Source organism: Mucilaginibacter sp. P4_G9 (assembly GCF_056400985.1).
The window spans coordinates 1-1,964 of the sequence record NZ_JBFUKF010000639.1; the positions used below are offsets into that span (position 1 = coordinate 1).

Sequence of the window (1,964 nt, forward strand, 5' to 3'; positions counted from 1 at the left end):
CTGTAAATTTGTTAGCGGTAACCAGTTAGCATTTGACAATTTTGAAATATAAGTTTAACAATTATCATTTAAACCGGGCATTTAAACTGTGTTACCAGTTTAATTTAATTAAGGATACGCCTTGTCGTGGTAATGAAATATCCATTACCAGGCTTCCATTATTATTTCTCAACCTTACGGGTTTACCCAGTGTTTGGAGTTGTCCGGCTGTTTCTAATTCAGCTATCTGGGCTGGTGTGGGCGTTTGTGGAGACCCCATTTTTTTCCATAATTCGTAGGAGTTACTGTGCTCGTTGTCAATACGGTAATGTGTTAGGGTCACTGTTTTTGCTGGTAGATGGTTAATTGATAATTTTATTGGTTCGGGCGATCCCTGTTTATCTTCATCATGATAGTTCCAGATCATTACGGATGCTGACCTGGCATCATGCGAAGCCAACACACCAATATCGGTTTGCTGCCGGATGCTGGAATCCAAAACCGTTTTCAGCGGATACATATGGTTACTTAAAGCGCTTACCCGTTGCCCCGTCATCTTGCCAAACATCCGGAACACATTGAGCACAGGTTTATCTACGCCATTTGTAGCTAAATCACGAAATCCGTAAAACCACGGCTGATTCTCAAACTCAAACGACCAGGAAACAGCACCCATAAAGTTAATACCAACTAAATCAGCCAGCAGGTACTTACGGGCAAAGGAAGCCGCAGTATAGCTGGAGTACATGGTGCCATTACGGTAAGCATTGGATGGATTGGTAGCCATACCGCAGGCAGCGCAGCCTTCGGGGTCAGATTCGCCTATAACTATCGGCACATTTTTAGTTTGCGGGTACGATGCCACAATTTTAAATCCTTCGGCAATATCACGCAACTGCGGGGCCATATTCATCCACACGTGGCCATTTGTTATTGCCGGCTGCCCTTTTGCATGAAATGATATCACTTCCAGCGGCGAACCTATTTTGCCGGTGGCATAATTGGTATCGGCTACGCAATGCTCAATAAAGGCTTTCAAAAACTTCATCCCGCTTTGGCTCGATCCTCCGGCTATTTCCGGTCCGCCTATTTTGGCGGTCGGCAAAGCTCTTTTAAGGCCATGAGCAGCATAATCATACATCTTAAAAAATTCGGGCATGGTGCCTTTCCAGTAGCCTATATTGGGCTCGTTCCATACTTCCCAGTACCAGCTTTCCACCTCTTTTTTCCCATACCTTTCAACCGAATGTTTTACCCATTGGTATATCAGCTCTTCCCATTTATTATAATCATTGGGTGGGTAGGTCCAGCCGGTATAAACATCATTATAATTGTCGCCAGGTTTCCAATAGTGCCGGTAAGGTTTCGGATGGGTTGACAGGGCCTCGGGCATAAAACCAATTTGGGCATATGGTTTAATCCCCAGTTTAATATAAGTGTCAAATATACTATCCACCAGGTGCCAGTTATAAACAGGCTTGCCGTTTGCATCTTCGGTATAAGCATTGGTCGATCCCCATTTCAGGGCCGCGGTACCATCGCCCGTAGTAAGCAGGTTATGTACCCGCAAATGAATGGGTACAGGGCTTAAGGCTGCCAGTTCGGTAAGCAGTTTCCTGCCATCCTTCATATAGGTATAATTAGGTTCATCGTGACCAAACCAGGCCCAAATTGGTTTCATTGGGGCTATAGGCTTTGATAGATCTACTGCTATATGTGTCGGTTCATTTGAAATATGCTGAGCAACAGCCCGGCTGTATAAAGCCAATATCATTAATAAAACCTTCAAACTGTTGCTCAATAGCTTCTTCATATTTAATTATTGTTTTTTGTTTATTTTATCTTTTATCCAATCATCTAACTTTATACTTATGGCATGTTCGGTTACGCAATATTCAACCGTTACCGTTGGAAGCGCTAAACGGGAAAGATCGCAATGGCCCGCAATCTTGCCCGTTTTCAGGAACATCATACTTACATAAGCC

At 43.6% G+C, this 1,964-nt stretch carries 1 protein-coding gene; it reads right to left on the bottom strand.

What is annotated here, in order from left to right; translation table 11 throughout:
* Positions 1-91 precede the first annotated feature (91 nt).
* Complete coding sequence (locus AC1DPZ_RS26240) at positions 92-1,792, bottom strand: GH39 family glycosyl hydrolase (protein ID WP_477409053.1); 1,701 nt, start codon at positions 1,790-1,792, stop codon at positions 92-94.
* Positions 1,793-1,964: the final 172 nt, after the last annotated feature.